Annotated in this window: 15 protein-coding genes; 5 read left to right on the top strand and 10 right to left on the bottom strand. The window is 68.9% G+C overall.

The features are described from left to right. Nucleotides 1-12: 12 nt before the first annotated feature. The 6 genes from LDO13_RS06420 to argC form a co-directional block, all read right to left on the bottom strand. On the bottom strand, nucleotides 13-546 hold the full coding sequence (locus LDO13_RS06420) for an arginine repressor (RefSeq protein ID WP_224049188.1): 534 nt from the start codon (nucleotides 544-546) through the stop codon (nucleotides 13-15). Beyond that, entirely contained in the window at nucleotides 546-1,523 is a 978-nt protein-coding gene (argF, locus tag LDO13_RS06415; RefSeq protein ID WP_224049187.1) for an ornithine carbamoyltransferase, read from the bottom strand. Before argF ends, LDO13_RS06420 begins: the two co-directional genes overlap by 1 nt. 20 nt (nucleotides 1,524-1,543) lie before the next feature. Then, entirely contained in the window at nucleotides 1,544-2,800 is a 1,257-nt protein-coding gene (locus tag LDO13_RS06410; protein ID WP_224049698.1) for an acetylornithine transaminase, read from the bottom strand. A gap of 89 nt (nucleotides 2,801-2,889) precedes the next feature. Next, nucleotides 2,890-3,852, bottom strand: coding sequence for an acetylglutamate kinase (gene argB, locus LDO13_RS06405; RefSeq protein ID WP_224049186.1), 963 nt, complete (start codon nucleotides 3,850-3,852; stop codon nucleotides 2,890-2,892). Nucleotides 3,853-3,876: 24 nt separating this feature from the next. Next, nucleotides 3,877-5,043: a bifunctional glutamate N-acetyltransferase/amino-acid acetyltransferase ArgJ gene (gene argJ / locus LDO13_RS06400; protein WP_224049185.1), complete on the bottom strand. Its 1,167-nt coding sequence runs from the start codon at nucleotides 5,041-5,043 to the stop codon at nucleotides 3,877-3,879. Continuing rightward, complete coding sequence (gene argC / locus LDO13_RS06395) at nucleotides 5,040-6,071, bottom strand: N-acetyl-gamma-glutamyl-phosphate reductase (protein WP_224049184.1); 1,032 nt, start codon at nucleotides 6,069-6,071, stop codon at nucleotides 5,040-5,042. Before argC ends, argJ begins: the two co-directional genes overlap by 4 nt. A gap of 208 nt (nucleotides 6,072-6,279) precedes the next feature. Between argC and LDO13_RS06390 the strand changes: the two genes are divergently transcribed. The 4 genes from LDO13_RS06390 to LDO13_RS06375 all read left to right on the top strand — a co-directional run bounded on the left by LDO13_RS06390 (nucleotide 6,280) and on the right by LDO13_RS06375 (nucleotide 14,048). Continuing rightward, on the top strand, nucleotides 6,280-7,371 hold the full coding sequence (locus LDO13_RS06390) for an acyl-CoA desaturase (protein ID WP_224049183.1): 1,092 nt from the start codon (nucleotides 6,280-6,282) through the stop codon (nucleotides 7,369-7,371). Nucleotides 7,372-7,559: 188 nt separating this feature from the next. Then, on the top strand, nucleotides 7,560-8,525 hold the full coding sequence (locus LDO13_RS06385; protein ID WP_224049182.1) for a quinone oxidoreductase: 966 nt from the start codon (nucleotides 7,560-7,562) through the stop codon (nucleotides 8,523-8,525). Between the two features lie 228 nt (nucleotides 8,526-8,753). Continuing rightward, the gene (locus LDO13_RS06380) at nucleotides 8,754-12,632 is read left to right on the top strand and encodes a Pls/PosA family non-ribosomal peptide synthetase (RefSeq protein ID WP_224049697.1); all 3,879 of its coding nucleotides are present in this window, start codon (nucleotides 8,754-8,756) and stop codon (nucleotides 12,630-12,632) included. A gap of 30 nt (nucleotides 12,633-12,662) precedes the next feature. Continuing rightward, nucleotides 12,663-14,048, top strand: coding sequence for a M1 family metallopeptidase (locus LDO13_RS06375; RefSeq protein ID WP_224049181.1), 1,386 nt, complete (start codon nucleotides 12,663-12,665; stop codon nucleotides 14,046-14,048). Nucleotides 14,049-14,108: 60 nt separating this feature from the next. Here the strand turns inward: LDO13_RS06375 and LDO13_RS06370 are convergent, their stop codons facing one another. The 3 genes from LDO13_RS06370 to LDO13_RS06360 all read right to left on the bottom strand — a co-directional run bounded on the left by LDO13_RS06370 (nucleotide 14,109) and on the right by LDO13_RS06360 (nucleotide 16,145). Continuing rightward, on the bottom strand, nucleotides 14,109-14,546 hold the full coding sequence (locus LDO13_RS06370) for a VOC family protein (RefSeq protein ID WP_224049180.1): 438 nt from the start codon (nucleotides 14,544-14,546) through the stop codon (nucleotides 14,109-14,111). Nucleotides 14,547-14,689: 143 nt separating this feature from the next. Next, a complete protein-coding gene (locus LDO13_RS06365) occupies nucleotides 14,690-15,745 on the bottom strand; it encodes a DNA polymerase IV (RefSeq protein ID WP_224049696.1) in 1,056 nt (351 codons plus the stop codon). Nucleotides 15,746-15,821: 76 nt separating this feature from the next. Beyond that, on the bottom strand, nucleotides 15,822-16,145 hold the full coding sequence (locus LDO13_RS06360; RefSeq protein WP_224049179.1) for a 4'-phosphopantetheinyl transferase superfamily protein: 324 nt from the start codon (nucleotides 16,143-16,145) through the stop codon (nucleotides 15,822-15,824). On the opposite strand from LDO13_RS06360, the gene LDO13_RS06355 reads away from it, so the two are divergent. Continuing rightward, complete coding sequence (locus LDO13_RS06355) at nucleotides 16,110-16,532, top strand: hypothetical protein (protein WP_224049178.1); 423 nt, start codon at nucleotides 16,110-16,112, stop codon at nucleotides 16,530-16,532. The two genes, LDO13_RS06360 and LDO13_RS06355, sit on opposite strands and share 36 nt — an antisense overlap. On the opposite strand, the gene pheT is transcribed toward LDO13_RS06355, so the two are convergent. Then, nucleotides 16,529-19,072, bottom strand: coding sequence for a phenylalanine--tRNA ligase subunit beta (gene pheT, locus LDO13_RS06350; RefSeq protein ID WP_224049177.1), 2,544 nt, complete (start codon nucleotides 19,070-19,072; stop codon nucleotides 16,529-16,531). The two genes, LDO13_RS06355 and pheT, sit on opposite strands and share 4 nt — an antisense overlap.

Genomic DNA, 19,072 nt, shown 5'->3' with positions numbered 1-19,072 from the left:
GGTCCGGGGCGGTCAGCCGGTGCCGGCTTCCTCGGCGAGCTGCAGGAACCGGGCGGCCAGGGCAGCGCCGCCGAGCGGATCGCGGGTGACCAGCAGCACCGTGTCGTCCCCCGCGATGGTGCCGAGGATGGACGGCATCACCGAATGGTCGATCGCCAGGGCCAGGAAATTGGCCGCGCCGGGAGGCGTCCGGAGCACCACGATGTTCGCGGACGCTTCGGCGGTGACCAGCAGTTCGCCGCAGAGCCGGGCCAGCCGCGCGTCGAGGATCTCCTGGGTGACGCCGCTTTTGGCCGCACGCTCCCCGCCCTCCCCCGGCACCGCGTAGACCAGGACGCCTTCCTTGCCCCGGACCCGGACTGCGCCGAGTTCCACGAGGTCCCGGGACAGCGTCGCCTGCGTGACCTGGACGCCGTCGTCCGCGAGCAGCGCCGCCAGTTCCGCCTGCGAGCGGACCGATTCGCCGGTGAGGATCGCGGTGATCCGCGCCTGCCGGGCCGTCTTCGTGGCGGGGCTTGCCCCTGGGGAGGCGGGCTGGACGGACACTAGCCCAGCCCGTCGACAACGGCGAGGCCGGAGCGGTGCATCAGCCAGGCCATCAGGGCCTTCTGGGCGTGCAGCCGGTTCTCGGCCTCGTCCCAGACGATGGACTGCGGGCCGTCGATCACTCCAGCGGAGATCTCGTAGCCGCGGTAGGCCGGCAGGCAGTGGAGTACGACGGCGTCCGGCGCCGCGAGCTTCATCGCCGCTTCGTCCACGGCGTAGTTGCGGAACAGCTGCAGCCGTGCTTCCTTCTCGTCCTCCTGGCCCATGGACACCCAGGTGTCGGTGGCAACGACGTCGGCTCCGAGCAGCGCCTCTGCGGCGTCCACCGTGACGAGCACCGAGCCGCCGGTCTCCGCCGCGCGGTCTTCGGCCGCGGCGATGATCTCCCGGGACGGCAGGTAGCCCTCGGGGCCGGCGATGCGGACGTGCATGCCTGCGGTGACGCCGGCCAGCAGGTAGGAGTTGGCCATGTTGTTGGCGGAGTCCCCAAGGTAGCTCATGGTGAGGCCCGCCAGGTCGCCCTTGTGTTCCTTGACGGTGAGCAGGTCGGCCAGGAGCTGGCAGGGGTGGTAATCGTCGCACAGGGCGTTGATCACCGGCACGCGGGAGTTCCTGGCCATGGCCACGAGCCCGGAATGGGCACCGGTTCGCCAGACGATGGTGGACACCATGCGCTCCAGGACCTTGGCGGTGTCCTCGACGGACTCCTTGTGGCCGATCTGCGCCTCGCCCGGGTTGATGATGAGCGCGTTGCCGCCCATGTCCGCCACGCCGGCGGCGAAGGAGACCCGGGTCCGGGTGGAGGTCTTGTCGAAGATCACGGCGACGGTCTGGCGTCCGCTGCCCTCGGCGGCGAACGGCTGTACGCTGTACGGCGCGGCCTTCATCCGGACGGCGAGATCCAGGACCTCAGCCTGCTCGGCCGGGGTGAGGTCCGTGTCCTTGAGGAAGTGGCGGGTCTGGCTCTTCGAAGTCATGGTCGAAATCCCTGTCGCGTTCACTTGGCGTCCTTTGCGGTCTGGAGGAGGGCGGGGAGTGCCGCAACGAAGAGGTCGGCTTGTTCTGTGGTGAGGATCAGCGGCGGCGCGAGGCGGATGGTGTGCGGGCCCGGGCTGTTGACGATGAAACCCGCCTCGAGGCCGGCTGTCACAACGGCAGGGGCGACGTCGGCATCGAGGTCGAAGCCGATGAGGAGCCCTTCGCCCCGGACCTCAGTGACGCCGTCGATCCTGGCGAGACCCGCACGCAGGTGCTCCCCCGTGTCGCGGACGTGGTCCAGGACGTGCTGGTTTTCCAGGACGTGCAAGGTGGCAAGGGCAGCGGCGGTGGCCACCGGGTTGCCGCCGAACGTGGTCCCGTGCTGGCCGGCGGAGAGCAGCGAGGACACCTCCGGGCCGAAGGTGACGAGGGCGCCGATCGGGAATCCGCCGCCGAGGCCCTTGGCGAGGGTGACCGCGTCGGGCACGATCCCGGCGTCCTCGCTCGCGAGCCACTTGCCGGTGCGGCCGATGCCGGTCTGGACCTCGTCCAGGATCAGCAGGGCACCGGCGGCGCTGGTGGCCTCCCGTGCGGCCTGCAGGTAGCCGGCAGGCAGGGGCCGGACGCCGGCTTCGCCCTGGATCGGTTCCAGGAAGACGGCGGCCGTGGTCTCGTCCACCGCGGCCCGGAGCGCGTCAATGTCGCCGAAGGGGATGTGCACGACGCCGCCGGGCAGCGGGGCGAACGGCTCCCGGTAGGCTTCCTTGGCGGTGAGCGCGAGGGCACCCATGGTCCGGCCGTGGAAGGCGCCCTCGAGCGCGATGATCTTGGTGCGGGGCTGCGCCGTGCTGTCTGCCTGGCTGACGCCGCCGTTCCGCCGCGCCAGCTTGAACGCGGCCTCGACTGCTTCGGTGCCGGAGTTGGCGAAAAACACCTTGGAGCCGGCCGGTGCCTTGCTGATGTCCAGCAGCTTCTCCGCCAGTGCGATCTGCGTGGGGCTCGTGAAGAAGTTGGAGACGTGGCCCAGGGTGGAGAGCTGGCTGGAGATCACCGACGTGACGAAGGGGTGGGCGTGGCCCAGGGCGTTGACCGCGATCCCGCCGAGCAGGTCCAGGTATTCCTTGCCGTCGGCGTCCCAGACGAGGCAGCCGGCGCCCCGGACCAGGACCCGTTGCGGCGTGCCGAAGACGCCCAGCAGCGACGACGAGTAGCGGGACAGCCACTGCGCGCCGGTGGTTTGACCAACGAGCGCGATTGCGGCGGCCTCCGCAGCGATGGGGGCCCCGCCCGTTTCGCGGTGCCCGACCACACCCGGGCCCCCATCGCTGCTGCGGCCTTCAGCGGAATGGCTCAGTTCAGTGCTGCTCACTTTGTGTTCACTTCCTCGTCCGGGACGACCTGCGTGCCGATGCCCGCCGTCGTGAAGGTTTCCAGCAGCATCGAGTGCGGCAGCCTGCCGTCCACGATGTGCGCGCGTTCGACGCCGCCCTCGACGGCTTTCAGGCACGCCTCCATCTTCGGGATCATCCCCGACTCCAGGCTCGGGAGCAGCTCGCGCAGTTCCGAGGCCGTCAGCGAGGAGATCAGCGAGGAGCGGTCCGGCCAGTTGGCGAAGAGTCCCTCGACGTCGGTGAGGATCACCAGTTTGGAGGCGCCCAGGGCTTCGGCGAGGGCGGCGGCGGCGGTGTCGGCGTTGACGTTGAGCACCTGCCCGGTGGTCTGCGCCTGCTTTGTCGCCGCGTCCAGGCTGCCGTCGTCGAAGATTTCGGGGGCAACAGTGGAGATCACCGGGATCCGGCCGGCTGCGATGATGTCCAGGATTCCCTCGGGGTTGACGCCGGTCACCTCGCCCACGAGGCCCAGGTCCACTTCCTCGCCGTCGACGACCGTGCCGGTGCGCACGGCACGGAGCAGCCCGCCGTCCTCACCGGACATGCCGACGGCGTACGGGCCATGGGAGTTGATCAGGCCAACGAGTTCGCGGCCGACCTGGCCAGTGAGGACCATGCGGACGACGTCCATGGCCTCGGGGGTGGTGACCCGCAGGCCGCCCTTGAATTCTGATTCGATGCCGAGCCTGCTGAGCATGGCGTTGATCTGCGGGCCGCCGCCGTGCACCACGACGGGGTGGATCCCTACATGGTGCAGGAAGACCACGTCCTCGGCGAACGCCCGGCGGAGCTCATCGTTGACCATGGCGTTGCCGCCGTATTTGATCACCATGGTGGTGCCGGCGAAGCGCTGGATCCAGGGCAGGGCCTCGATCAGGGTGCCGGCCTTGCTTTGGGCGTCGGACATGGAAGTGGTCTCGCGGGTCTGGGTGTTCATGCTGATCGTCCCTCCGGGAACTGCCTAGCTTGAGTAGGCGCTGTTTTCGTGGACGTAGTCGTGGGTTAGGTCGTTGGTCCAGATCGTGGCCTCCGCGGCGCCGGCCTGCAGGTCGATCTCGACCAGGACCTCGCGCGGCTCCAGGTCCACGAGATTCCGGTCCTCGCCGATGCTGCCGTTGCGGCAGATCTGCACGCCGTTCATGGACACGTTGAGCTGGTCAGGCTCGAAGGCTGCGTCGGTGGTGCCGACGGCGGAGAGTACGCGGCCCCAGTTGGGGTCCTTGCCGAAGATCGCGGCCTTGAAGAGGTTGGAGCGGGCGACGGCGCGGCTGACCACTTCGGCGTCCCGCTCATTCGCGGCGTTGAAGGTGCGGATCGCGATGTCGTGGCTGGCGCCCTCGGCGTCGCCGATCAGCTTGCGGGCCAGTTCCGCGCAGACCTGGGTCAGGCCCTTGCCGAATTCGACGGCGGACGGCGCGGCGCCGGAGGCGCCGGAGGCCAGCAGCACGACGGTGTCGTTGGTGGACATGCAGCCGTCCGAGTCCGCCCGGTCAAACGTGACCCTGGTGGCGTCGCGGAGCACGGCGTCGAGCAGGTCCGGCCGGACGTCCGCGTCCGTCGTGAGGACCACCAGCATCGTGGCGAGCCCCGGGGCGAGCATGCCGGCGCCCTTGGCCATGCCGCCGATGGTGAATTCGTTGCCGTTGGCGTCGGTGCCGGTGAACACTGCCTGCTTCGATACCGAGTCCGTGGTCATGATCGCGGTGGCGGCGTCGGGTCCGCCGTCGCTGCTGAGCGCCGACGTGGCGGCGCCGATCCCGGTGAGGATCTTCTCCATCGGAAGCTGCTCACCGATCAGCCCGGTGGAGCAGACAAAGATGTCCGTTGCCGAAACGCCCAGCGCCTCGGCGGTCTTCTCGGCGGTGGTGTGCGTGTTCTGGAAACCCTGCGGGCCGGTGCAGGCGTTGGCGCCGCCGGAGTTGAGGATGACGGCGTCGACGCGGCCGTCCTTGACCACTTCGCGGGACCAGTGCACGGGGGCCGCGGCCACCCGGTTGGACGTGAACACGGCCGCGGCGGCCTTGGACGGGCCGTCGTTGACCACGAGGGCGAGGTCCGGGTTGCCGGAGGCCTTGAGGCCGGCGGTGACTCCGGCGGCGCGGAACCCCTGGGGGGCGGTGATGCTCACGGTGCGACTCCCTGCAGGTCGAGGCCGGCGGTTTCCGCCAGGCCGAGGGCAATGTTCATGGACTGGACGGCGCCGCCGGCGGTCCCCTTGGTCAGGTTGTCGATGGCGCACGTGACGATCACCCGGCCGGTGTGGCTGTCCAGGGCCAGCTGCATGACGGCGTGGTTGGATCCCTGCACGGACTTGGTCGAGGGCCAGCGGCCCTCCGGCAGCAGATGAACGAACGGCTCGTCGTCGTAGGCCTCGGTCCAGGCGCGGCGCAGTTCCTCCGCGGTCACCCCGGGCCGCACCCTCGCCGTAGCGGTGGTGAGGATGCCCCGGCTCATCGGGGCCAGGGTGGGGGTGAAGGAGACGGTGACCGGAGCGTTCAGGGCCTTCGACAGTCCCTGTTCGATTTCCGGCGTGTGCCGGTGCCCGCCGCCCACGCCGTAGGGGCTCATGGAGCCCATGACCTCGGCGCCGATCAGGTTGACCTTGGCGGCCTTGCCGGCCCCGGAGGTGCCGGACGCGGAGACGATGACGACGTCGTCCGCCTGCAGCAGGTGGTTACTGAAGCCCGGGGTGAGGGCCAGCAGGGCAGACGTCGGGTAGCAGCCCGGGACGGCGATCCGCTTGGCGCCGCGCAGGGCCTCCCGCTGGCCGGGAAGCTCGGGCAGGCCGTAGGGCCAGGTCCCGGCGTGCGGCGAGCCGTAGAACTTCTCCCAGGCGGCCGCGTCCTGCAGCCGGTGGTCGGCGCCGGCGTCGATCACCACGGTGCCGGCCGGCAGCTGGGCTGCGATGTCGGCGGAAGCACCGTGCGGGAGGGCCAGGAACACAACGTCGTGGCCGGACAGGTTCTCCACCGTGGTGTCTTCGAGGATGCGGTTGGCCAGACCGTGGAGATGGGGCTGCAATTCCCCTAGTCTGGAACCGGCGTTGCTGTGCGCCGTGATGGCTCCGATGGTGACATCGGGATGGCCGGCGAGGAGCCGCAGCACCTCCCCGCCGGCATAACCGCTTGCGCCGGAGACGGCAACAGAAATAGTCATAGCTAGGACTATACAGCAAGAGTATGCATAGATGCCGATATTTATGCATAAACTGCCACGTGCCCCGAGTGTTCAGCCCTGGCCCGCCCGTCCGGATCGGGAGGGCCGGGTAACGGTGCGGGCGTATGCTTGGTAAAGGGTGATCCAGACCGTGCAGTCCGAGTGTCGGATGCAGCGTTGCCCGTAACAGCATCGAGGCACGCGTTACATGACCCTCACCACCGCCACTCCGGAGCGACCAAAATCGCGGATCCGGCAGCCGAACGCCGTTGTCCTGAGCTACTCGGAACTCCTCAAGACCGTCAAGGCCGCAGGCCTGCTTGAACGCCGCGTCGGCTTCTACGTCACAGTGTTTTCGGTCCTGGTGCTCCTCATGACCGCCACCTGGTTCGGCTTCGCGCTGATCGGTGACAGCTGGTTCCAGCTCCTCATCGCCGCCGCCCTAGGCATCCTCTGCACCCAGCTCAGCTTTCTGGCCCACGAGGCCGGGCACCGGCAGATCTTCGCCTCCCGCCGCGCCAATGACTGGGCCGCACGGCTGCTGGCCACCTCGGTTGCCGGGATCAGCTACTCCTGGTGGGAGCAGAAGCACGGCGCGCACCACAACCACCCCAACGTCATTTCCAAGGACCCGGACATCGCCACGGGTGCCATCGCGTTCTTCCCGGAAGCCGCGGCGACCCGGCAGGGCCGGTTCTCCTTCCTCACCCGCAAACAGGGCTGGCTCTTCTTCCCGCTGTTGTTCCTCGTTGGCCTGGGCCTGCAGATCGATTCGATCAAGTTCATCTTCCAGCGCGCCAAGGTCACGCACCGCTGGGTCGAAATCCCGATCCTCATTGCCCGCCTCAGCCTGCTGCCCGTGCTCGCTTTCACCTTCCTGCCGTGGGGCATGGCACTCGCGTTCATCGCGGTCCAGCTCGCCGTCTTCGGTTTCTACATGGGCGCGTCTTTCGCGCCGAACCACAAGGGCATGCCGGTCCTGCCGGCCGACAGCCGCGTGGACTTCTTCAGCCGCCAGGTCCTGACGTCCCGGAACATCTCCGGCGGCCGCTTCATGGACATCCTGCTCGGCGGCCTCAACCGCCAGGCTGAGCACCACCTCTTCCCGGACATGGCCCGCCCGCAGCTCGACAAGGCCGCCGTGATCGTCCGTGAGTTCTGCGCGAAGCACCAGGTCCCCTACACCGAGACCACGCTGCTGCAGTCCTACGGCATCATCGTCCGCTACCTCAACGACGTCGGGCTCTCCGCGGGACGCCACTTTGAGTGCCCGATGGCCACTGTCACCCGCCGCTACTAGGGGTCGGCGCTCCCGGACGGGAGGCTCCGCAGACGCGAAAGCGCCCTGGCCGCCCTCATGGTGCCCCTGTTTTCCTGTTTGACCCGAAGTGACGGCCGGATACCGGCCGTCACTTCGTCGTTGGCGCCAATGTCCCTAGGATGGGTCCAGGATCAGGTCCACGAACGTCAGCCCAGCCAAGGAGTTCCATGATGCATGCAATCGTCGCCCGCGAGGCCGGGGGCCCCGACGTCCTCACCCTGACCAAGGTGGAGCGCCCGGTTCCGGGGCCCGGCCAGCTCCTGGTCAAGGTCGCCGCCGTCGGCGTGAACTTCATCGACACCTACAAGCGCAGCGGAAGCTACAAAGTTCCGTACCCGTTCACCCCCGGGTCCGAGGCCTCGGGCACGGTGGAGGAACTCGGCGACGGCGTCACCGGCTTCTCCGCCGGTGACCGCGTAGCCACGGCGGAGGGCATCAACTGCTACGCCGGCTACGCCCTCATCGATGAGGACAAAGCGCTGCCCGTCCCCCACGGCGTGGACGACTTTACGGCCGCTGCCTTGCCGCTGCAGGGCATCACCGCGCATTACCTGATCAATTCCTCCTTCAAGGTCGAGCCGGGCCACACCGTCCTGCTGCACGCCGGAGCCGGCGGCGTCGGCCTGCTGCTGATCCAGCTGCTCAAGGCGCGGGGCGCGCGCGTCATCACCACCGTCTCCACCGATGACAAGGAGCAACTGGCCCGCGAAGCCGGCGCCGACCACGTGCTCCGCTATGACGGCTTCGCCGCCAGGGTCCGCGAACTGACTGACGGCACCGGCGCGGATGTCGTGTACGACGGCGTCGGCAAGGACACCTTCGACGGGTCCCTCGAGGCCCTGCGCATCCGCGGCACGCTGGTGCTGTTCGGTGCCGCTTCCGGTCCCGTTCCGCCCTTCGACCCGCAACGGCTCAACTCCGGAGGCTCCCTGTACCTCACCCGGCCGACGATCGGGCATTTCCTGCGCAACGCGCAGGAACGCCGCTGGCGCTCTGACGAGCTCTTCGCAGCTGTGGCCGACGGAAGCCTCAAAGTGCGGGTAGGCGCCCGCTACGATCTGGCGGAGGCCGCCCAGGCCCACGATGACCTCGAGCAGCGGCGCACTACCGGCAAGGTCATCCTGGTTCCCTAAAGACCCGTTCCCAGGTGCCCAGTACCCGGGTCTTGGAAACAGATGAGGGAAACAGCGTGCGATCGTCCGGACAGTGGCGGAGTATTAACACAAAGCGAACCCGGACACCTTCCGTTCACCTAGGCCGGAGACGATCCCCCTGTGACTGATCAGCAAGCGCAACACAGCGGCCCTCCGCAGGCCCTCGCCACCGTCAGCCCGGCGTTCCGGCCGCAGCTTCCGGGGTCCCTGGCCGCACCGCCGGAGCGGACCCTGGTCGACATCCTGGAAGACACCGCGGCGCGCTTTCCGGAGGCCTCTGCCCTCGACGACGGCCACGAATCGCTCAGTTACGCCCAGCTCCTGTCTGCCGTCCAGGCCACGGCGAAGGAGCTGCACCTGGCGGGCCTCGGCGCCGGGGACAAGATCGGCGTCCGGATCCCGTCGGGCACCAACCTGCTCTATGTCTCGATCCTGGCCATCCTGATGGTCGGGGCCGCCTATGTCCCGGTGGACGCGGACGACCCGGAAGAGCGGGCCAGGCTTGTGTTCGGCGAGGCCCGGGTTGCCGGGATATTACACGGCGCCGGGGAGATCGTGACGGAGGGGCAGCGGCCCCGCCCGTTCCCCGCTCCCCGGCTTCCCGGACTTGACGACGACGCCTGGGTCATCTTCACCTCAGGTTCCACCGGGACCCCCAAAGGCGTGGCGGTGCAGCACCGTTCTGCGGCGGCCTTCGTCGACGCTGAAGCCCGGCTCTTCCAGCAGGACGATCCGGTCGGGACGCAGGACCGTGTCCTGGCGGGGCTTTCGGTCGCCTTCGACGCCTCCTGCGAGGAAATGTGGCTCGCGTGGCGGCATGGCGCCTGCCTCGTCCCGGCGCCCCGCGCCCTGGTCCGGACCGGCATGGACCTTGGCCCGTGGCTGATCAGCCACGGCATCACGGTTGTTTCCACGGTGCCCACCCTCGCCGCGCTGTGGCCGGTGGAGTCCCTCGAGAGCGTCCGCCTGCTGATCTTCGGCGGCGAAGCGTGCCCGCCGGACCTCGCCGAGCGGCTCGCCGTCGAAGGCCGCGAGGTCTGGAACACGTACGGCCCCACCGAGGCCACCGTCGTCGCCTGCGCAGCACCGCTTGGCGGTCCCGGCCCGGTGCGGATCGGCCTGCCGCTGGACGGCTGGGACCTCGCCGTCGTGGATGCCCATTCCCTGCCGGTCGGGGAGGGTGAAATCGGCGAACTGATCATCGGCGGCGTGGGCCTGGCCCGGTACCTGGACCCGGCGAAGGACGCCGAGAAATATGCCCCCATGCCGTCATTGGGCTGGGAGCGGGCCTACCGCTCGGGAGATTTGGTCCGCTACGAGGCCGCGGGGCTGGTCTTCCAGGGCCGCGCCGACGAACAGGTCAAGCTCGGCGGGCGCCGGATCGAACTCGGCGAGATCGACGCCGCCCTTCAGTCGCTGCCGGATGTCGCCGGAGCGGCCGCCACGGTGCAAACGACGGCGGCCGGCAACCAGATCCTGGTCGGCTACCTGGCCCCGACCGAAGGCAGGAATCTCGATCTGGCCGCCGCACGGGAGCTGCTCGGCGAGAGCCTGCCGGCCCCGCTGATCCCGCTGCTGACCGTGGTCGATTCTCTGCCGACCAAGACCAGCGGCAAGGTGGACCGGCACGCGCTGCCGTGGCCCCTGGCAGGGGCCGGGGCCGCCGACACCGAAGCGGCCCCGCTGAACCTCCCGGACGACGCAACCTGGATCGTGGAGCAGTGGGGCGCGGTGCTGGGCGGCAATGCGGCCAGCCTCGACGCCGATTTCTTCGCCTACGGGGGCGGATCCCTGGCCGCCGCGCAACTCGTCTCCGCCCTTCGGGTCCACTACCCCACGATCACGGTGGCTGACATCTACGCCACTCCCCGGATCGGGGCGCTCATCGACGTCGCGCGCCAGTCCCTGCCCGACGGCGGGGCGGGCCCGGCCCCGGAACGCACGGTTCGGCGCACGGCCCGCAGGTCACAGGTCTTCCAGACCCTGATGGGCGTTCCCCTGCACATCCTCGTGGGCATGCGCTGGCTGACGTACCTGATGGCGGCGAACAATCTACTCGCTTCCTTCGCCGGCTTCACGGCGGCACCCACGGTGTCCTGGTGGTGGGTGGGCGCTTCCTGGCTCATCTTCGTGAGTCCTGCGGGCCGGATGCTGATCTCCATCGCCGCTGCCCGCCTCCTGCTCCGCAACGTGGTGCCGGGGACGTATCCCCGGTCCGGCCGGGTCCACCTGCGCCTCTGGCTCGCCGAACAGATCCAGGACCTGGCCAGCGCCATCAGCCTCGCCAGCGCGCCCTGGGTGCCGTACTACGCCCGGGCCCTCGGAGCGAAAATCGGCAACGACGTCCAGCTGCACTCGTTGCCGCCCGTCACCGGGCTGCTCTCGCTCGGCAACGGCTGCAACGTCGAGCCCGAGGTCGACCTGTCCGGCTGGTGGATCGACGGCGACGTCGTCCACATCGGGGCCATCCGCATCGGTCCCGGCGCCACGGTCGGGGCACGCAGCACGCTCATGCCGGGCGCCACGATCGGCGCCGGTGCGAAGGTGGAACCCGGCTCGGCTGTCCTGGGCAAGGTGAAGTCCGGCCAACTCGTCGCCGGGTCCCCGGCCGAGCGGCGCGGCAAAGCCAAATCCTCCTGGCCGGACGCTCCCCGGCACCACCCGCTGATCGGCAGGCTCTGGTTCGCCGGCTTCGCCACTGCCTCGGCCGTCCTGGCCCTGATCCCCTATGTCTCGGCGGCGGCCGCGGCGCTGGTGGTCTTCGGCTTCATCCGCGGCAGCGAGTCGCTCAGCGCGGCACTCCCGCAACTCCTGCTGTCCCTTCCGCCTGCGGCCCTGGTCTGGTTCCTGTCCAACCTGGTGCTGATACTCCTGACCACCCGGCTCCTGGGTGTGGGCCTGGCCGAAGGGTACTACCGGGTCCGGAGCAGAATCGGCTGGCAGGTCTGGGCCACGGAGCGCGTCCTGGATCTGGCCCGCGACCTGCTCTTCCCGATTTACGCCAGCCTCTTCACTCCTGCCTGGCTGCGCCTGCTCGGCGCCAGGATCGGCAAGAACGTGGAGGCCTCGACTGTCCTGCTGATCCCCAAGATGACCACGGTCGGCGAAGGCGCCTTCCTGGCCGACGACACGATGGTGGCGTCCTACGAGCTCGACGGCGGGTGGTTGCGGATCGCCCCGGCAAAAATCGGCAAACGCTCTTTCCTCGGCAATTCCGGCATGACTGCTCCCGGCCGCAACGTGCCGAAGAACTCCCTCGTCGCCGTGCTCTCGGCGACTCCGGCGAAGGCGAAATCCGGCACGTCCTGGTTGGGCAGCCCGCCGGTCCGGCTCCGGCGCACCGCCATCGCCTCCGACGACACAAGGACCTATCAGCCGCCCCTGAAGCTCAAGGTTGCCCGGGCACTGTGGGAGCTGTGCCGCTTTGTCCCCGTAGTGACAACGGTTGCCGTCGCGGCCGGGGTCTTCCTCGCCTTCGACTGGCTCGCCACAGTCTTCAACTACGGCGTGGCGGCCCTGCTGGGCGGCGTGGTGATTCTCCTCGCCGGCGCAGTGGCGGCGGGCAGCGCCGTCGTGGCTAAATGGCTGCTGGTCGGGCGCATCAAGCCCGGCGAGCATCCGCTGTGGAGCTCCTTCATCTGGCGCAACGAGGTGGTGGACACGTTCATCGAAATGGTCAGCGCCCCCTGGTTCGCCCGCTCCGCCAGCGGCACGCCGGCCCTGGTCTGGTGGCTCCGGGCCCTGGGCGCCAAGATCGGTGCCGGCACGTGGTGCGAAAGCTACTGGCTGCCCGAAGCAGACCTCGTCACGCTTGGCCGGAACTCCACCGTCAACCGCGGCTGCGTGGTCCAGACCCATCTCTTCCACGATCGGGTCATGAGCATCGACACTGTTACGCTCGATGACGGGGCAACGATGGGACCGCACGGAGTCATCCTCCCGCAGGCCCGGATTGGCACAGGCGGCACTGTGGGTCCTGCGTCCCTCGTGATGCGGGGCGAAACGGTGCCCGCCGGGACCTACTGGATGGGCAATCCGGTGAGCCCCTGGGGCGGCCCGGCCGCGCCCGTCCCCAAACTGAAGTAGCCCAGCCCCAGCAATCCCGAAAGACGGTTGATGAGTTCCACGACCCCGAGTTCCGCTGTCGCACCCGGCAGCGGAAGCGGCCTGCCCTCGGACGATGCTTCCGGCTCCCCCGATCCCTACCTGCCCGGCCACGGCACGGATGCCTACCGTGTCACCCGCTACGAACTTGAGCTGGACTACAAGCTCAGCAGCAACCGCTTGAACGGGCGGGCGGTGGTGCACGCGGTGACGCAGCGCCCGACGTCGGCCATCGTGCTGGACCTGACCGGGCTCCGGGCCACCAAGATCCAGCTCGGCGGGCGGAGGGTCCGGAGGTTCAGCCACCGCGCCGACCAGCTCGTCGTCGTCCCCGAAGCCGCCCTGTTGGCCGGTGAGGAATTCACCCTGGACATCCGCTACGAGGGGAACCCCTCCCCCCGCCGCGGCCTGTGGGGCGAAGTGGGCTGGGAGGAGCTCACCGACGGGGTCCTGGTGGCCGGCCAGCCGAACGGCGCACCGTCCTGGTTCCCCTGCAACGACCACCCCCGGGACAAGGCCAGCTACCGGATCTCGGTGACAACGGACGCGAACTACCGGGCTGTGTGCAACGGACTCCTGGTCTCGCGCACCACCCGGTCCAGCCGCGAGACTTGGGTCTACGAGCAGTCCGAGCCGATGGCCACATACCTCGCCACGGTCCAGATCGGCCGCTATGAGCTTCTGGCGCTCAACCCCGTCCGCCCGACAGCCCAGGTGCCCCAATATGCGGCTGTTCCGGCGGAGCTGGCCGAGACGGCCCGCGAGGGCCTGGCCCGGCAGCCCGAGATGATGCGCACCTTCATCGACTGTTTCGGCCCCTATCCTTTCGCCGAATACACCGTCGTGGTGGCCGGGGACGAACTGGAGATCCCGCTGGAGGCGCAAAGCCTGTCGATCTTCGGCCCCAACCATCTGGAGCACGACTGGGAGTCCCAGCGGCTCATCGCCCATGAGTTGTCCCACCAGTGGTTCGGGAACTCGCTGACGGCGGCCACGTGGAAAGACATCTGGCTCCATGAGGGATTCGCCTGCTATGCCGAGTGGATCTGGTCCGAAGAGTCGGGTGTCATGACGGTGGCCCGGCGGGCCGCCGCCGCCTGGCGGAAGCTCGACGCCGGCAAGCAGGACCTGCTCGTGGGCGACCCCGGCCCGGAGCTGATGTTCGACGACCGGGTCTACAAGCGTGGCGCCCTGGCCCTGCATGCCCTGCGCCTGCGCTGCGGAGACCTGGCCTTCTTCTCGCTCCTTCACGAGTGGGCGGGCCAGAACCGCCACGGATCCGTCTCAACACAGCAGTTCATCATCACCGCGGACCACGCGACCGGGCTCGATACCGAGTCCCTGCTGCACCCGTGGCTGTATCAGGAGGCCCTGCCGCCGTTGCCGGCCCCGCACTGAGATGCAGACGCTCGCCGCAGGCACTGCGAGGGATTCCTTCTAACTGGGCCGATCCGGGCGTCAGTTTTTCTTTAGTTCCTCGGCAAGCATCACGATGATTCCGCTGGGACCACGGACATAGGTGAGTTTGTAGACGTCTTTGTAGGTCGCCACGCCGCGCAGCGGAAAGCATCCGTGCTTCGCAGCTGCCTCGAGGGCTTGGTCTATGTTGTCGACCGAGAAGGCCACGCGATGCATGCCGATGTCGTTGGGGCGGGTTGGCTGCGACTCGATCGCTTTGGGGTGGATGTATTCGAAGAGCTCAAGCCGACCATGACCGTCCGGGGTCTGGAGCATCGCAATGTTGGCGTGGTTGCCATCAAGTCCGACCGCAGTGTCGGTCCACTCGCCGCTGACGGTGTCACGGCCCACGACGGTGAGCCCGAGGTCGGTGAAAAAGGCGATTGTGGCTTCGAGGTCCTCGACGGCGATACCGACGTTCTCAAGTTTGATGGCCATGTCTTGAAGCTACCAAGGCGGACCGGTTAGCTCCAGTGGGCTGACGGGTTGATTGCACATTGCCCGCCAACCTGTCCTTAGGTTTGCGGCCGAAGTTGGCTAAGTGTCGCGAGAACGTCCAGGGTTACGCAAAGGGGACGCCGTTACCAGCCGCCGCGCGTCGGAGTGTGTCCCTTGCGGGCGTCGTCGGGCATTGCCATTTCGGCCCGCAGGCCCAGGAGCCGGATGGGACGGCCCGCTTCGATTCCGGCCGCGAGGTCCAGGGCCCGCTCGAGGATTTCGCTCTTGTCGAATGTCTCGGGAATCTTCCTCGCGTGGGTCTTGGTGAGGAACGGCGCGTACCGAACCTTGAGGGTCAGCCCAATCACGGGCCGGCCTTCGGCCACAACATCCTCAAGGACATGCGCTGTCAGCTCCCTCACGGCGTCGTCCACCTGCGCGGGGTCGGTCAGGTCCTTCTGGAAGGTGGTCTCCCGGCTGTGCCCGCGCGCAACCCAGGGGGTGTCGTCCACAACGCTGGCGCCGTCCCCGCGTCCGAGCTCCGCGTACCAAGGTCCCATCCTGGGTCCGAACTCCGGGACCAGGTCCCGGGGGTCGGACGCAGCCAACTCGGCGACCGTGTTGATGCCGAGTTTGGCCAGCCGGCCGGACACTTTGGTTCCGACGCCCCACAGGTCCTTGGTGGGCCGGTTGCCCATGACGTCCAGCCAGTTCCCTGCAGTGAGACGGAAGACGCCGGCCGGCTTGCCGAATCCGGTGGCGACCTTGGCCCGGACCAAGGTGTCGCCGATGCCCACGCTGCAGTGCAGCTGCGTTTGCGCCAGGACGGCGGCCTGCACCTGCCGGGCGTAGGCTTCCGGATTCTCTGTCTCAATGCCAACAAAGGCTTCATCCCAACCCAGCACCTGCACGGTGGCGCCGGGCTGCTCGCGCAGGGTAGCCATCACCGTTTCAGACGCCGCGAGGTAAGCCTCGTGATCGACGGGCAGGATCACGGCGTCGGGCACTTTCCGGGCCGCAATGCGCAGCGGCATGCCCGACCCCACGCCGAACGCCCTGGCTTCGTAGGATGCCGTCGACACCACTGCCCGCTCCGTGGGGTCACCCCGGCCGCCGACAATGACCGGCTTGCCCGCAAGCTCCGGCCGCCGGAGCACCTCGACCGCCGCGATGAACTGGTCGAGATCGACGTGCAGCACCCACCGGAATCCGCTCACGCCACCAGTGTGCCTTAAACATCCCTGGCAGGCATCGGCTCTCCGCCGGGCTTGGCTGCTACGCCGTTCCCAGGATGGCCAGCGCGGCGGCAAAGCCGGCCGGCAGGCCCAAGGCAACCGTGTCCAGGTCAACGAGGACAGTGCCGTCGGCGGACTCCGCGAAGGCCTCAACCGAGGCCGGTTCGACCCGCAGCCCTGTGCCGCGGGCCTTCAGCAGTGCCTCCTTGCGCGCCCAGGCGGCTGCCCGCCAGGCCATCGCCTCCTCCGGCGCCACCGCCGCGAGCAGCCGCCGTTCCGCCGGGGTGAGGGCGACGTCGTCGAACCCCGGGAACCCGACCCCGGAGCTGTGCTCCAGGTCGACGCCGACCGCGGCACCGTCCATAACACCCGCCGCACCGGCGGGACCGCCGGCCAGCAGCGCCCAGCCGCGGCTGCGGGAAAGGCTCAGGAGAAGGCCGGCGGGCGCACCGTCCAGCAGGTAGCCGGGCCGGCCGTGGTCCAGCTCCGGCCCCGTCCCGCACTCCGGGCACGAATAGGCGGCCGTGAGCTGCCCGGGGCGCACGCCGAGGATTCCGGCGGCGAAATCCCGCAGCGCGATCCGGCCGGCCAGGAAGTCCCGCCGCTTCCCCGGATCCTTGATGCCTGCGGCGCGCGCGCGTTCGGCCGCTCCGAGGAAAGCCTCACCGTCCGGTCCGACGTCGGCAAGACGAACGGACCGGACGGTGATTCCGGCTACGGCGAGGGTGCCAGCGGTCCCCCTGTGCTCTAGCGTTGGACTGCTCCGAAGCGCTCGTGCGCCACAGCGACGGCGCCTTCGCGGGCCGCGGATGCCTCGTCCGCGGTCAGCGTGCGGTCCCCGGCGCGGAAGCGCAGGCTGAAGGCCAGCGACTTCTTGCCGTCCTCGATGCCCTTGCCCGCGTACACGTCGAAGAGGGCGACGTCCTCGAGCAGTTCGCCGGCGCCCTCGCGCAGGGCATCGAGCACCTCTTCCGCCGGGACTTCCTGCGGCACCACGAGGGCGACGTCCTGGGTGGCCACCGGGTACGTGGAGATGTGCCGGGCCACTATCACGTCTGCGGCGGCCTCAAAGAGGTCGTCCGCATTGAATTCGATCGCCACCGACCGCGCGGGCATGTCGTGGGCGGCCAGCAGCTTCGGGTGCAGCTCGCCGGCATAGCCCAGGACTTCGCCGGTGCGGAGCGCCAGCTGGGCAGCCCGTCCCGGGTGGAAGGCCTGGTGGTGTCCCTGGCTGATCACGATCTCGACGCCGAGCACGGCGCCGGCGGTCCTGGCGATGTCCAGCGCATCGGCCCAGTCCCACGCCCGGGGGGTGTGGCCTGCGGCGGCCGGCGAGTCATGGCCGGTGAGGACCGCGGCGACGTACAGCGGCTGGTCCGGGACGCCGTCGTAAAGTCCGTCCAGCACCTCATCGCCGGGTTTGATGCCAAGCGGCGGGATTGAGGAGGTGCCGAGTGTGTCGCCCGGCAGGAACACGAGGCCGGCCTCGAACAGGGCCAGGTCGCGGAAGCCGCGCGAGTGGTTTCGCTTGGCCACCTCGATCAGGCCCGGCAGGATCGACGTGCGCAGGTAGCCCTGCTCCTCGCTGATCGGGTTGGCCAGCTTGAGCGCCTTGCGCGGCGTTCCTTCCGTGGACACGCCGAACGTGTCGTTGGCGGCCTTGGAGACGAACGGGTACGCCAGGACTTCGGTGAGGCCGGAATCGGCCAGTGCCTGGACGAGGCGCCGGCGCTGCTGCTGCGTGCGGGTCAGTCCTCGGCCCGGAGGCGCCACGGGCAGGCTCGCGGGGATCTGGTCGTAGCCGACCAGCCGGGCGATCTCCTCGGAGAGGTCCTCCTTGGTTTCCAGGTCATTGCGCCAGCTCGGGGCAGTCACTGTGTAGCCGCCGTCGTTCTTGACCACGACGGCGCCGAGGTCCTCGAGCGAGGTGACGATCTGTTCCTCGGTGAAATCGATGCCGATCCGTTCCGCGGCGAAGGCTGCGGGAAGCTCGACGGTGACGGTATCCGGCGCGGTCCCGACGTCGGTGCCTGCCTCATCGGCGGTGCCGCCGGCAAGTTCGACCAGGAGGTCGACCACGCGCTGCGCGGCGATATTCGCGACGTGCCAATCCACGCCGCGTTCGAAGCGCTTGGACGCTTCGGACGGCAGCTTGTGGCGGCGGCGGGAGCGTCCGATGGACACCTCGTCGAAGTGCGCAGCCTCAACGAGGATGTTCGACGTCGCATCGGACACCTCGGTGGCGGCGCCGCCCATCACACCGGCGATGCCGATCGCGCCGGAGCCGTCGGTGATCAGCAGATCCTCGACGTCCAGCGCGCGGACCTTCTCGTCCAGGGTGGTGATCTTTTCGCCTGCCACGGCACGGCGGACCACGATGTCGCCCGAGAGCTTGTCCAGGTCGTAGCAGTGCGTGGGCTGCCCGAGTTCGAGCATGACGTAGTTGGAGATGTCCACCGGCAGCGAGATGGAGCGGATGCCGGCGAGCCGGAGCCGGGAGGACATCCACGGGGGTGTCGGTTTCGTGGCGTCGACGCCGCGGACGGCGCGGGCAACGAAGCGGTCGCAGCCGGGCTTGCCGTAGATCGGGGCGTCATCGTTGAGTTTGACGCCGTAGCCGCCAGCCAGGGCCGCGGGTGCCTGGACCTTCGACGCCGGGTCCGTGAACGGCGTGCCGGTGGCGTGGGCGTACTCCCGGGCCACGCCGCGGATCGAGAATGCGTAGCCGCGGTCCGGGGTGACGTTGATTTCAGCGGCCTGGTCGTAGAGGCCCAGGAGCTCCATGGCGTCGGCGCCGATTTCGGGGTCAAGCCCGATCCGGGACAGCACCAGGATGCCGTCGTGGTCCTCGCCGATGCCGAGCTCTCGCACGGACGCGATCATGCCGGCGGACAGGTGCCCGTAGGTCTTCCGCGCAGAAATGTGGAAGTCGCCGGGAAGCACGGCACCGGGGAGGGTGACCACCACCTTGTCGCCTTCCACGAAGTTGTGGGCGCCGCAGATGATGCCCTGGACACCGGAGGGGTCGATGCCGTCGCCAGTGAGGCTCTGCTGCTGGCCCTCGGGGACCACCCGGACCTGGCACCAGTTGATGGTCTTGCCGTTGGTCTGGGGTTCCTTGACGATGCTCAGGACCTGGCCCACCACGACGGGGCCCTGGAGGGCGTCCGTGGGCCGGTGGACGGCTTCTTCTTCAAAGCCGACCTTGACCAGGTCCGCCATCACGTCTTCGGCCGTTGCTCCGGCCGGTACCTGCGCGAATTCACGCAGCCAGGAAAGTGGGATACGCAC

It is taken from the genome of Arthrobacter sp. NicSoilB4 (assembly GCF_019977335.1).
Classification (GTDB): Bacteria; Actinomycetota; Actinomycetes; order Actinomycetales; family Micrococcaceae; genus Arthrobacter.
Note: the sequence above shows the minus strand (reverse complement) of the source record. Positions and strands in the feature narration are given on the sequence as shown.